Source organism: Pelosinus propionicus DSM 13327, from assembly GCF_900114615.1.
GTDB lineage: Bacteria > Bacillota > Negativicutes > DSM-13327 > DSM-13327 > Pelosinus > Pelosinus propionicus.
Window position 1 is genome coordinate 42,012 of record NZ_FOTS01000035.1, and the last position, 13,369, is coordinate 55,380.

General features: G+C 38.0%; 13 protein-coding genes. 12 read left to right on the forward strand and 1 reads right to left on the reverse strand.

Annotated elements, in window-relative coordinates:
- The first annotated feature begins 211 nt into the window (after window positions 1–211).
- Together BMZ99_RS17205 and BMZ99_RS17210 are read left to right on the forward strand one after the other, a co-directional pair.
- On the forward strand, window positions 212–496 hold the full coding sequence (locus tag BMZ99_RS17205) for a CC/Se motif family (seleno)protein (RefSeq protein ID WP_090940059.1): 285 nt from the start codon (window positions 212–214) through the stop codon (window positions 494–496).
- An 86-nt stretch (window positions 497–582) separates the two neighbouring features.
- A complete protein-coding gene (locus tag BMZ99_RS17210) occupies window positions 583–1,497 on the forward strand; it encodes a TIGR01777 family oxidoreductase (protein ID WP_090940061.1) in 915 nt (304 codons plus the stop codon).
- Between the two features lie 62 nt (window positions 1,498–1,559).
- Here the strand turns inward: BMZ99_RS17210 and BMZ99_RS17215 are convergent, their stop codons facing one another.
- Entirely contained in the window at window positions 1,560–1,763 is a 204-nt protein-coding gene (locus BMZ99_RS17215) for a (2Fe-2S)-binding protein (RefSeq protein ID WP_090940063.1), read from the reverse strand.
- Between the two features lie 233 nt (window positions 1,764–1,996).
- Here BMZ99_RS17215 and BMZ99_RS17220 point away from each other — a divergent pair, with 233 nt between their 5' ends.
- The 10 genes from BMZ99_RS17220 to BMZ99_RS26775 all read left to right on the forward strand — a co-directional run.
- The gene (locus BMZ99_RS17220; protein ID WP_090940064.1) at window positions 1,997–4,189 is read left to right on the forward strand and encodes a DNA topoisomerase III; all 2,193 of its coding nucleotides are present in this window, start codon (window positions 1,997–1,999) and stop codon (window positions 4,187–4,189) included.
- Between the two features lie 212 nt (window positions 4,190–4,401).
- Entirely contained in the window at window positions 4,402–6,246 is a 1,845-nt protein-coding gene (locus BMZ99_RS17225; protein WP_090940066.1) for an ATP-binding protein, read from the forward strand.
- A 23-nt stretch (window positions 6,247–6,269) separates the two neighbouring features.
- Entirely contained in the window at window positions 6,270–6,962 is a 693-nt protein-coding gene (locus tag BMZ99_RS17230) for a GNAT family N-acetyltransferase (protein ID WP_090940067.1), read from the forward strand.
- Between the two features lie 39 nt (window positions 6,963–7,001).
- A complete protein-coding gene (locus tag BMZ99_RS17235) occupies window positions 7,002–7,718 on the forward strand; it encodes an aspartate/glutamate racemase family protein (protein WP_090940069.1) in 717 nt (238 codons plus the stop codon).
- Between the two features lie 141 nt (window positions 7,719–7,859).
- The gene (gene ppnP / locus BMZ99_RS17240) at window positions 7,860–8,174 is read left to right on the forward strand and encodes a pyrimidine/purine nucleoside phosphorylase (protein ID WP_090940071.1); all 315 of its coding nucleotides are present in this window, start codon (window positions 7,860–7,862) and stop codon (window positions 8,172–8,174) included.
- 93 nt (window positions 8,175–8,267) lie between these two features.
- A complete protein-coding gene (locus tag BMZ99_RS17245) occupies window positions 8,268–9,515 on the forward strand; it encodes a GDSL-type esterase/lipase family protein (protein WP_090940074.1) in 1,248 nt (415 codons plus the stop codon).
- A gap of 140 nt (window positions 9,516–9,655) precedes the next feature.
- Complete coding sequence (locus BMZ99_RS17250) at window positions 9,656–10,330, forward strand: response regulator transcription factor (protein ID WP_090940077.1); 675 nt, start codon at window positions 9,656–9,658, stop codon at window positions 10,328–10,330.
- Between the two features lie 2 nt (window positions 10,331–10,332).
- Window positions 10,333–11,604, forward strand: coding sequence for a sensor histidine kinase (locus BMZ99_RS17255; protein WP_090940079.1), 1,272 nt, complete (start codon window positions 10,333–10,335; stop codon window positions 11,602–11,604).
- A 72-nt stretch (window positions 11,605–11,676) separates the two neighbouring features.
- Window positions 11,677–13,047, forward strand: coding sequence for a hypothetical protein (locus BMZ99_RS17260; protein ID WP_175490597.1), 1,371 nt, complete (start codon window positions 11,677–11,679; stop codon window positions 13,045–13,047).
- Between the two features lie 127 nt (window positions 13,048–13,174).
- A partial coding sequence (locus tag BMZ99_RS26775) for a hypothetical protein (RefSeq protein WP_217645110.1) occupies window positions 13,175–13,369 on the forward strand: 195 nt, incomplete at its 3' end.

Here is a 13,369-nt window from a genome sequence, read left to right on the forward strand (position 1 = left end):
ACAAGTATTGATAGTGCAATGGGAGGGATATAAAATAGTAGAAAGAAGTACGATCAATCTGTCATTGCGACAGAGTGAAGGGCTCTAGGCTTGTTAAGAGATTCTTTGCTCTGTTCGTAATGACAAAAGGACGCGAAATATTGCTTACATTGAATTTGACTCATGATAAGAAGCGTTTAGTTACTCATAATTATGGGAGGATAGGAAGCGTATGTTGAGGATTAGTGATGAAGCAAAGGAATATATTCTTACTAAAAAAAAGTCTGTGTATGTGATCCAAAATGGCCCAACTGGATTATGCTGTGGCAGCGTTGATTTTGGACCCACTGTATATTTGGGAAATCCACCAAATGATCAGGAGTATAATAGGAATGAAATTGATGGAATTACGGTGTATTTACCACATGATTTCTATACCAATATTCCTCTGACAGTTGAGGTAAGAAGTTTCTTAACGATTAAAAATTTATATATAAAAGGATGGAAAATGATTTGATTATTACATTTACATACCTAATGGAGGAGTTTGGTTAGATGAGTAGAAAGGAATCAAAGTAAGATGGCTAAAGGAGTGAAAAGCTGGTGAATCTATTGATAACCGGAGGGACTGGTTTTGTAGGGCGAGCCGTTGTCAAACAATTGATATCGCGGAGAAATTCGTTTCAGATTGTCTCTCGTGACAGTAAAAATCACTCACGGGATTTCGTAGTTCAGCTTCCTGATCCAGGAAAGCTATTCACTTCTGAGGTGATTGCAAGGACAAGCTGTATTATTAATTTAGCAGGTGAAAACATAGCCGGCAGCCGATGGAATCGGGATGTTCGTGAAGAAATCTTGAATAGCCGAGTAAAAGTCACATCCTGTATTGTTAATAGTATCCTCCAGAATCAAAAGCGAGGACTAGATTATCCGAAGGTATTGATTAATGCATCTGCGATTGGCTATTATGGCTCTCATCCAAAGCAGCGCTTCACAGAAAGCAGTGGAAATGGTCATGGCTTTTTAGCTGAAGTATGCCGTGCTTGGGAAGAAGAAGCTTTGCGAGCAGAAAGTTTAGGCGTACGTGTCCTTCGTTTACGCTTTGGACATGTACTTGGGATGGGCGGCGGCATGCTGCCAAAGGTCATTTTCCCCTTTCGTTTTGGTGTTGGCGGTTATATTGGAGATGGGCAGCAATGGATGTCTTGGATTCATTACGAAGATCTTGTGAACTTGATTTTGCAGGCAGTTGAGTGTGAAGAATGGCAAGGGGCTTATAATGCTTGTAGTCCCAATGCTGTCACTATGAAGGAATTTATGAAATTCTTAGGCAGAGTGCTGGGGAGTAAAAGTCGTACTCGTATTCCAGCTTTCTTAGCAACGGTACTGTTTGGTGATATGGCGCAAGAGGTCTTATTAAAAAGCCAGAAGGTATATCCCAAGCGTTTATTGCAGCAAGGCTATACCTTTAAGTACCCTTGTCTTTTCGATGCCTTAACAAATATCTTAAAAAAATAGGACGATACTAATAATCCTGGCATGTTTCAAACATGCCAGGATTATTAGTATCGTCCTTATGATTAGAGCTCTAAGAGTTCTTTGATTTTTGGTGTACATCGCTTGCCGCCACAGGGGCCAGAGCCAGCGCCGCATTCTTTTTGAACTTTCTCTAACGTATCAGCTCCAGAGGCAATGATCTTTTTTATCGATGCTTTACTAATGGCTTTGCAAATACAGACTTTAGTCAGTTTATCTAATATTTCTTGATTAACATTTTCACTCATAACATCACCTCACTTTATTCCTTAAATTCTGCCCGATGATCATTCTTAAGGTAAAGACAGTTTTCCATTTCTTGACTTGTCTTGAACGAGGAAGGTATAATTGGGGTACATTTTGACTTATAACGTGTAAAAGATGTAATATAAGCATAGATTGTATAAAAAGGAAATAAACTCCTGCAAGAGAACTTTGTTTCGTAAAAAGTTTTGCGGTTGTATAGAGAAAGGACTGTATAATGAGTAAAGTATTAGTGTTAGCTGAAAAACCTTCTGTTGGTCGGGATTTAGCCAGAGTGCTACGTTGTAATCGAAAAGAAAATGGCTATTTTGAAGGAGAAAAACATATTGTTACCTGGGCATTGGGGCATTTAGTAACCTTGGCAGACCCAGAGGTGTATGATGATAAGTATAAATCCTGGAAGTTAGAAGATTTGCCTATGCTGCCTTCACAATTAAAATTGGTTGTCATTAAGCAAAGCGGCAAGCAGTTCAACACGGTAAAAACACAAATGACGCGCAAAGATGTAAGCGAGATTGTAATTGCGACAGATGCCGGACGAGAGGGCGAGCTAGTTGCCCGCTGGATAATTGAAAAGGCACATATCAATAAACCCATTAAGCGCCTGTGGATTTCTTCTGTTACGGATAAAGCCATTCAGGAAGGTTTTAGCAAACTTAGACCTGGAAAAGAATATGAGAGTCTTTATGCTTCTGCCGTTGCCCGGGCAGAGGTGGACTGGCTTGTGGGAATTAATGCAACTCGCGCTTTAACATGCAAATACAATGCCCAGCTTTCTTGCGGCAGAGTACAAACGCCAACGTTAGCCATTATTGCAGCCAGAGAAGAGGAAATAAAAACCTTTAAACCAAAAGAATATTATGGAATTTGTGCAACTGGCAGCAATCATTTAAAACTAATCTGGCAAGATAAAAATACAAAAAATATACGAACCTTTGACAAAAGTGTTTGTGAAGCACTCTTAAATACGGTTCGAAATAAAAGTGCTGAAGTGGTGGAAATCGATAAATCTTATAAAAAGAAATTTTCTCCCCAGTTATATGATTTAACAGAACTGCAGCGAGATGGTAATCGTTTATTTGGCTTTTCGCCAAAAGAAACTACGTCTATTATGCAAAGATTGTATGAAAATTATAAGGTGCTGACTTATCCGCGTACGGATTCGAGATATATTTCCACGGATATTGTAGATACCTTAAAAGACAGAGTCAAAGCATGCAGTGTAGGTCCTTATTCTCAAATTGCCTCGGAAATTTTTAAAAAACCCATTAAAGGAAATTCCTCTTTTGTTGATAATAATAAAGTTTCTGATCATCATGCGATTATCCCAACAGAACAGATGCCGATGCTTAGTTCCATGAGTGATATGGAGAGAAAAATTTATGATCTAGTCGTAAAACGGTTTTTGGCAGCCTTATATCCGCCTTTTGAATATGAACAAATCACGCTGAAAGCTAAAATTGGCAGCGAATTCTTTATTGCTACGGGGAAAACAATCATTTCCCAAGGCTGGAAGGCAATTTATGAACATGTGAATGAAGAAGATGAAGCTAAAGAAGATGTAGTAGAACAATTATTGCCTAAGATCAATCGAGGAGACACCATCTCAATTACAAATGTAGTTCTTACTACAGGAGAGACGAAACCTCCTGCGCCTTTTAATGAAGGCACCTTATTATCGGCTATGGAGAATCCTGTTAAGTACATGAGTAATGAAAGTGAATCTTTGAAAAAAACCATTGGCGAAACAGGTGGTCTCGGAACAGTAGCAACAAGGGCTGATATAATTGAAAAATTATTTAATAGCTTCTTAATCGAAAAAAATGGCAAAAATATTTTTATTACTGCCAAAGGAAAACAATTGTTGGCACTGGTTCCAGAAGAATTAAAATCTCCAGCTCTGACTGCTCAATGGGAACAAAAACTAGGCTATATCGCAAAAGGAAGCCTGAATAAAAATATCTTCATCAATGATATGAAAAAATATGCGCAAGTGGTAGTAAGTGAGATCAAAAACAGCCAAGATAAGTTTAGGCACGACAATCTTACTAGAACAAAATGCCCGGAATGTGGAAAGTTCATGCTAGAAGTGAATGGCAAGAAGGGAAAAATGTTAGTTTGTCAGGATCGAGAATGCGGACATCGCAAAAATCTCTCCATCATAACGAATGCTAGGTGTTCTACTTGTCATAAAAAATTGGAATTACGTGGTGAAGGAGAAGGACAGATCTTTGTCTGCAGCTGCGGTTTTCGAGAAAAACTTTCTACGTTCAATGAACGAAAAAAGAAAGAAAGCACTAAAAGTTCAAAGAGCGAAGTAGCTAAATATATGAGAGAGCAAAGTAAAGGAAACGATGGTCCGTTTAATTCCGCTATGGCTGATGCCTTGGCAAAATTACAGTTAAAATAGATCTCAAATGGAAAAAGGTCAGTAACCTGTGAAGGTACTGGCTTTTTTTAGTGACTAACCCAATTTCTACAATTTTTAGCATTATAAACAAGGAAATTTGAAATTAACGGAGAAGTTTACAAAAAGTTACATAGATTGCAATTCCTATTGAAATTTTCAAGCAAGGTAAGAGAGGCGACAAAAATGATTCTTAAGCTTGTTTTGAGGTACTTATGAAAATAAAAAAACAATCTATCGGATTCCAGTTTATACTATGGACTTTATTAGTTTGTATCGTACCATTCATTGTTGGCGGACTCTATATCGAGAAGGTAATAACGAGACAGGTACATGAGAATTTTGAGTATTACACTTATGAAGTATTAAATAAAATACATAACAAGATTAATGATGGATCTATTAAACCAGTTTATGAGGCCATATCATTATTAGCAATGGATGACCGAACGGCGGAAGTCATGAAGGTCGTGGGAGAAAGGCAAATAAAAAATCCTGAGATGATTGACCCTAAGATCTATCAATTTGTTGCCAACTATTCGGGTGTATTTCCCCGTATGATGCTTCTTGGATTAGGGACAGAGCAAGGGGGATATTTAGAGTATCCTGGTTTTTTTACAGAACCAGGATATGACCCCAGGTCACGAATGTGGTATCAAGAGGCAATGAATCACAAAGGCACCGCTTATTTAACAGACCCTTATGCCATGAAAACGACAGGAGAAATAGTTGTTGCATTTTCACGAACTGTTCAATACGAAAATAAGACACTTGGCGTGGTGGTAGCTGGCTGGAATGTAGAGGAATTAGGGAAAAGGATAGAAGAATTTAAAATTGGTACGAATGGTTATGTGATTTTGTTAAGTCAAAATAATAAAATTATTGCTTGTTCTAAGCATAATGAATGGTTGATGAAAACTCCGATAGAAATTGGTGTACCTGCGTTAATTGATTTGGCAGATGATGGGCAGATATACCATGTCAATATTGATGGTAAAAGACAATTAGTCTCTGTTAATCGATCTCCTATATCAGGTTGGAAGGCCATAGCCGTTATTGATGAGAGTGAATTAGCAGAAAAAGTAAGCCAAATAATGACACCGATTTTTATTACCTATATCGTGATGCTATTTTTAATTTTAGGCTCAATTTTTTGGATCACCAAAAAATATGTGATAGAGCCAATCAGTGAATTAACAGAGGGCGTTGCAGCTCTTAGTAATGGAGATTTGGAATTTAGGGTACCTTCAGGACGGAAGAATGAATTTGGTATCTTAGCAATTGCTTTTAATGAGATGGCTGATAAGTTAAAGTCGAATTTTAAAAAAATCCAACAGCAGAATGAAATGATTTTATTGAATACGATTCGGCAAAAAGAAATTGAAAAGCAGATTGCTAGGCTCGATCGATTAAATATCATTGGAGAAATGGCAGCAGGGATTGCTCATGAAGTACGCAATCCGATGACCACGGTACGAGGCTTCCTGCAAATGCTTTTTAAGAAAGAGCATAATTCTCCTCATGCTTCTTTCTACAACATCATGATTGAAGAATTGGACAGGGCCAATGGCATTATAACCGAATTTTTATCCCTGGCCAAAAATAAAGCGGTTAATCTCGAATATGCAAATCTAAATCAAGTTATAGAAGCCATTGTTCCTCTTATAGAGGCAGATGCTAGAATCAGTAATAAGAGTATTGTATTAGAATTAAGTGAGATCCCCGATTTGTGGATTGATGAAAAAGAAATTAGGCAAGTAATTCTTAATATGGTGAGAAATGGATTAGAAGCAATGAACGAGAAAGGAGAAGTCAGAGTAAGGACGTACTGTGAAGAGAATACAGTAGTCATGGCTATTGCAGATCAAGGTTCAGGTATTAAAATCGAAATATTGGAAAATATTGGAATACCTTTTCAAACAACAAAGGAAAATGGTACTGGTTTAGGTTTACCTGTTTGCTATAGCATCGCAGCTAGGCATAACGCTAAAATTAGCGTGAAAACAGGAGATGATGGGACTGAATTCTATGTTAAGTTTGAAATGAATCAAGACAATTAATATTTATGAAAGGGTTGAAAACAATGGCAAATGTAACAAAAATCGACGGCAGCAGCGAATATGATATCCAAGTCTTAAATGAAAGTCATATAGCTCAAATCCTTTATTTACAGGAAACCATAGTTAAAAACTTATCTGACCCAACAAGTTATTATGCAGAGCCAACACCGTTTTTTCATAAGCAAATAGCTATTGAGAATAGCGTATTAGGACTTTTTCAAAAGAAACAATTAATCGGTTTCCATATTGCCTCTTTTCCAGGTTTAGATGAAGAGAACTTAGGTACTGATATTGGTATCAAACAAGAGGAACTTTTACAAGTTGCCCAAGTGGGCCCGCTTGCTGTACACCCAGAGCATAGAAAGAGGGGGCTTTTTAGTAGGCTCCTTGAAAGACATTTACAAGTGATTAAAGAAATGGGATATAAGCATGTATGTGCTACGGTTGCCCCTGCTAACTATCCATCTATAAAAGGTTTTATTAGTAATAGTTTTGCTATTAAACAGCTAAAAATTAAATTTAATAATCTCCTTCGTTATGTAATGTATTTAGATTTAGAAAGTAATTTAGAGCGACCTAAGTACAGCGTGCGAGTACTAGGGGCAGATACTGAATCACAGAAGTTTATGATAAGTTTAGGTTTTTATGGATATGATGTCTTAAAAAATGAGAATGGTTTTGATATTATTTTGGGACGAGACGAAATAAAAGTTTGAATTTGATTAGTTGAATTTAGATATCAGGAGGGAGTTATATTGAAAACTTGTGGTATTGTCGGCGGTATGGGACCAGAAGCAACCGCTCTATTTTATATGAAGGTTATCAAACAATTCGTACATACCAATGGGTATCCCCCGATATTAATGTATAGCGTTCCAGAACCCTTTCAAATTGCTGACTGCTTTTTACAGCGTAACCAAGAAGGAGATTTACTAGAGAAACTTGTGATTGAAGGTATTGAGACAGTGCATGAAAAAGTGGATTTTTGTGTAATTCCTTGTAATACGGCTCATATTTATATCAATTCTATTCGTGAGGTTTCAAAAGTCCCCGTATTTAGTATTGTGGAAGAAACCTGCAGACATCTTAAACTGCACAAAGTTAAAAAGGTGGGAATTTTAGCGACGACTGCATCTATTGAAAATCAGCTATACATAAAACCTTTATATGAAAATAACATAGCTCCAATACTTCCTCTTTTACATCAGCAAAAGATTGTATCAGAAATCATATACCGATTGGTAAAAGGAGAAATCTTGGCATCTGACAAAACAGCATTGCTGAGGATTATTAAGGATCTAAAAGATATGGGGGCCGAGTGTGTAATATTAGCTTGTACAGATTTACCCATTCTGCTTTCTCAAGATGATATTAATTTCCCTTTATTTGATACCTTGGATATATTGGCAGATGTAGCTAAAAATGCAATCATAGGAAAATATACACTTGGTAGTACATTAAGTACAGCTTAAACAGTATCGAATTAGATTTACTCCAAGGATTTCTAGCTTTTGCATTTTGTAATGAGTATGATACAATGAGAAGAAGTAAAAAAATATCGAATGCCTGTTATATGATGTAATAAAGTTGGGAAAGACAAGGAGGAAATACGTGTGGATCAATTTAAAAGTGTTTCAATTGTAAAAAAGGCAAATGTATATTTTGAGGGTAAGGTAACAAGCCGAACCGTTCTTTTTGCTGATGGAACTAGAAAGACTTTGGGGATTATGCTGCCGGGGGAATATGAGTTTGGAACGGATGCTGCTGAAGTTATGGAGATATTAGCAGGAGAATTAGAGGTATTGCTGCCAGGTGAAAGTGCCTGGAAGGTATATACAGGTGGAGATAGCTTCCAAGTTCCAGCTAATTCACGTTTTTCATTAAAAGTAAAAATCGTTGCGGATTATTGTTGTTCCTATGAAGAATAATTCATGAAAAGAATGTAGTAGATACATACTGTTGTCACAAGCGTATGCTTGTGGCAATCTTTATTTTTTGTACACAAAGAGAGGAGAACTTTTTTGAGAATATTAAAGATCATGTTTATATGTATTGCACTGTTTTTAGTAACCGTAAATGGTTATGCCCAAAATGATAAGATACAGCTTGTATGGCATACTGCTGAAGATGCAGTTATGTATGAGCTAGAGATCGCCAATTGCCCCATTAAGAATAACAAAAGAGCCTCTGCCAAGCAGATCGTTTATAGCAAAACCAATATTTCTGCTCCTGGTATTGAATTGGATACGGCTTTGTTTAAAGGTGAAAAACTAAAAAAACTATATTATCGCGTTCGTCCTTTAGATTTAGATAAGACTCCACGTGCAGCTTTTTCGGCTCCAATTGCTTTAAGTAAAGGTGTCATTAATCCTGATAAACCGGCAATTACATCTAGCCTAAAAAAGAATCACCCTTTGCTCCTGTATCCTGTATATTCCTGGATACCAGTATTAGGAGCTGATTCTTATGAAGTGGAAATTTTAAGTGCTCCTCCAGACAAATCTAATGGAGTGGTAGCGTCAAAATACAGAGTTCGTTCTTCTACTGTACAGGGCGGATTTGGATTCGATTATTATGATACCCATGCCTATATAGAGCCAGGGACTTTTTACTGGCGGGTACTTGCTTTAGATGCGAATAAAAAGCCGATTGGCAAATATTCAGATGCGAGTCCATTGCCCGTGAGAACAGGCAGTCAAAAGTGGGCAGTATTTGGAGACAGCATTACTCACGGAGGAGGAGCTGTTTCAAATCCTCCATCGGATGAGCGATTTGAGTATGTTTCGTATTTACCTTTTCCAGTGAAAAATCTTGGAAGAAGCGGAGATACCAGCGAGGCAATGGTGGAACGTTTTGAACATGATCTACTTCCTTTTAAGCCTCAATATCTGTTCATTTTAGGCGGAACGAATAGTATTCGCGGTGGTGTGTCTGGTGAAGAGGTCATTGAATCCTTAGAAGCCCTAAAAGAAAAGTGTGCGGCAAATGGAATCACACCGATCTTCCTGACACTTCCTCCTTTAAATCCTGAAAGAATACAGCGTGTATTTGATCAGCCAACAGCTGATAATTGGCAGGTGGAATTAGCGAAGGTAAATGAATTTATCCGCAATCAGCCTTATGCTATTGAGATTTATTCTCTGCTAGCAGATGAAGATGGAATTCTGCCAGTAAAATATGCCCAGGATGGATTGCATCCTGATATTTCAGGCAAAAAAATTATGGCAGACTCCATTAAGAATTTTTTAAAAAAGCATCCTGAACTATAAAGCCTTACAAAATACCTGATTGTAAAACACCGATTGCTGCGGCTAGCATCGGTGTTTTTGTTATTTGATCCGAATGTATACGTTTTCACTTGGATAAGCTATGTGTAATGAATAAAGGCAGGTCCTAAGGGGAGGCACTAGTGAGAATTTTAGTTGTAGAAGATGATCAGATGCTGCGGGAAGTGGTTGTTGCTGTGCTCAAAGAAGAAGAATATTTGATTCATGAGACAGGAAATGGTGAGGAAGGTTTATATTTAGCATCGCAGAATGTCCATGACTTATTAATACTTGATATTATGCTTCCAGGAATCAGTGGTTTAGAGATTGTAAAAGCACTGCGTTCACAAAATATTTCTATGCCGATTATGCTTTTGACAGCAAAGGATAGTGTACAAGATCGAGTCATCGGCTTAAATAGCGGTGCCGATGATTATTTGGTGAAACCTTTCGCCATTCCAGAGTTATTAGCGAGGGTAAAAGCCCTGTTAAGACGTACAGGTAGAGGTGGAAAAGAGGGAGAGATTTTGTATGGCGACGTCTCAGTGAATTCGAAAGTTAGAGACGGGTTTGTAGATAAAAATGCCTTGCAATTAACGAGTAAGGAGTATGAATTACTCGAATACCTGATATTAAATCAGGGTCATATTTTGACCCGTGAACAAATCTTCGATCGAATATGGGGATTTGAGTCAGAAACCACAATCGGAATTGTAGATTTATATATTCACTATCTTCGCAAGAAATTATCGGCACAAGGCAGCCAGGTCGTGATACAAACGATTCGTGGAGCAGGTTTTATGATGAAGGAGAAGTAAACATGTTCCAAAAAACCTTACGAAGATTGATGCTGGTAAATTCCGTAGTATTTTTAGTGATTTTTATTATTTTTGGTGGAACCTTGTATGGATATGTAGCCAGGCAGATTTTTGATGATATTGATGAATCCATGGAACGCAAAGTAAATGCTTTTCGAATTCCGAACAATCACTCGAGGGATGGAGGGAGGCACCAGATTTATTTTGAATCCCGAATACTGATTCTGCTTCGTGATATAGAGGGAAGGATTATCAATCTTCACACCTATCCCATTGAAGGAGTACCGTCTGAAGTATTGGATTTTCTTGAAACAGTCAGTAACCCAAAATGGCAGACGCAGAAAATCGATCATCATGTGTATCGCATTTTCTCTTCTCCTTATCCTGATGAAAGCATAATGATTAAGGACCAATTTATTAAGGTCAAAGATGTTATAGCCATTAGCATAGTTGATTCTGAGTTAGCCATGTTAAGGCGATTTTTAGTTATTATTTTCATTGGGCAGCTTATTGGTATGACAGCTATTGTATTAGGGAGTTATTTTTTGGCTCGTCGCGCCTTAGTGCCCATTCAAGCAGCATGGGAAAAGCAACAGCAATTTGCAGCTGATGCTTCTCATGAACTGCGCACTCCCCTGACAGTAATAAAAAGTAATGCAGAACTTTTATTGCGCCATCCCGGGCATACCATTGAATTAGAAACCATTCGTATTACCAATATCATACGAGAAACCATACGTATGAGTAAACTGGTCTCTACTTTATTTACCTTAGCCAGAGCAGACGCAAACCAGATGGAAATTGAGGTAGTACCGCTACTCCTGAATGAACTTATTAATAGGGTTGTAGAGCAGTTTGAGCCTTTAGTCCAGATGCGAGGTATTTCCTTAGACGTGCAATGCAGTGATACAATCTGGTTGCTAGCAGATCGGGAGAGACTACACCAATTATTCGTCATTTTATTAGATAATGCGATTAAATATACACCTAACGCCGGGAGTATTCAAATTATTTGCCATAAACAGTTCAATCGAGTTTCAATTCAGATGAAGGATACAGGCTGCGGAATTTTACCAGCAGATTTACCTCATATTTTTGAACGCTTTTTTCGGGGTGATAAAGTTCGATCTCGTAAAAAGGGGGGTGCCGGTTTAGGATTAGCGATTGCACAATGGATTGTTGCCAAACATCAAGGGAAAATATGGGTAGAGAGCCAGGTAGGCATTGGTACCCAAGTTACGATCACCCTTCCTATTGAAACAGCAGCTACATAGTTAAATGGTTTAATATGACATAAAATGTTCATATAACTGTAACAAACAGATTTTATAATAATTGTATAATAAATGGAAAGGAATGAGTGTATGAAGATCATTATTTTGAGAAAAGCACTGATTGGTGCAGTGATTGCCAGCTTTCTCGTAAGTGCCTATGCGTCAGCGCAAAACACACAGGGACTCTCCTATTTAGACTATCCATTACCTCCACCTGATCAGCAGGGACCGCCGTCAAATCGAGAAATTATTAAAACGACTGCTGTATATACGCAAAATGGCAAAAATATAACCAAGAAGGACCAGGCGATTCGAGCATATGATACAAATCAATCAGGTGTCAAAGTAACGGACGGTGGCATTTTAACTTTAAAAGATTCAACAATTGCAACGACTGGTGTTACGACGTCCGATGAGAACAGTAATTTTTACGGTCTTAATGCGGCTATTTTGGCAGAATCAGGCAGCAAAATAAAGATCAAGAATAGCACCGTTTCCACAAGTGGTAATGGTGCCAATGCCATTTTTGCAACAGGCGCTGGTTCGATGGTGACTGTTGAGAATGCTAAAATTAAAACCACTGCTGATTCTTCTCGTGGTTTGGATGCGACATTAACGGGCATCGTAATTGCTAATAATGTGGACATTAGTACGCAAGGAACTCATAGTGCTGCTATTGCAACAGACCGTGGAAATGGAACCATCATTGTGACTGGTGGAATAATGCGAACATCGGGCATGGATTCCCCTGGGATCTATTCCACTGGAGATATTACCGTTACTGATGCCAAAATCAGTGCCAGTGGATCAGAGGCAGCTGTTGTAGAAGGGAAAAATTCGATATATTTGAGAAATACTGTACTGGTGGGAACAAAAAAACGAGGAGTTATGCTGTATCAAAGTTTCTCCGGGGACGCGGAGGTGGGTATAAGTCGTTTTATAATGAATGAAGGTTCTCTCTCTGCAGGGGATGGCCCCTTGTTTTATGCGACGAACACAGATACAGCCATTTATCTAAAGGGCGTAGACCTGACTACTGCATCAGGGATACTGTTAGAAGTCGGTGCAGGTAATTGGGGTATACAAGGAGCAAATGGGGCTGTTGTTGACTTTAAGGCAGAGAAGCAAATTCTTAAAGGAAATATTATTTGTGATGGGATTAGTACAATAAACGTTGGACTGCAGAATTTCTCAATGCTGGAAGGTTCGATCAATCAGGAAAATGCAGCTAAGTCAGCAGCTTTGACTTTGGATCTAACCAGCAGATGGATTGTAACGGGGAACTCCTACCTAACAAGCTTGATCAACAGAGATACTACTTTATCTAATATTGAAGATAACGGCTTTACCATCTATTATGATGCAGCTCATAGTGCAAATAACTGGCTTGAGAATAAAACGTATCAGCTAAAAGATGGCGGTATACTAACTCCAAAAATTTGAGAGTTTCCCATCTAAATCGCAAAAAAGGGGCTGTCTCAATAAGAAATTGAGATAGTCCCTTATATGTATTAAAAATACAAGAGGCAGGTTCCGAAGAACCTGCCTCTTGGTGTAGAATTAAACTGCTATGAAAAACTTTACACATATAAATCCTACAACAAAAACAAATTCATATCAACTAGTTTTACCGCTTCCTATCGAAATCCTCATACCAGAAAACGATTCGGTCAGGCTGTTAAGTAAGATAATGGATCAACTTGATTATTCGCTGTTATACAAAGCGTATTCTCGTAAAGGCAGAAAATCAGTAGTCTCACCTAAA